Here is a 279-nt window from a genome sequence, read left to right on the forward strand (position 1 = left end):
GCATTAGCTGGAACGGAAAAAACAACCAACTTTATTGGACCTTAGGCCCAGACTTATATCAAGCAGAAGTTGACACTCAATATGGAAAGTCTGAAACCAAAGTTGAACCTACAATCACCTCTCTGGGTTTTAAAGACAACGCTGATGTTCCACGTGGAACCGTGGTGTTTACTGGCGGCAAAGTAATCACCATGGAAAATGACAAGGTGATCGACAATGGTGTTGTCATTGTTAAAGACAATAAAATTGTTAGCGTCGGCGGTGCTAATACCACTATTC

1 protein-coding gene is annotated in these 279 nt (G+C 41.9%); it reads left to right on the plus strand.

The features are described 5' to 3' along the window. Positions 1–279 (plus strand): hypothetical protein (locus AAEZ06_RS27140; RefSeq protein WP_350617177.1); only part of this gene is annotated, 279 nt, incomplete at both ends.

The organism is Pseudomonas sp. HY7a-MNA-CIBAN-0227, assembly GCF_040310325.1.
Classification (GTDB): domain Bacteria; phylum Pseudomonadota; class Gammaproteobacteria; order Pseudomonadales; family Pseudomonadaceae; genus Aquipseudomonas.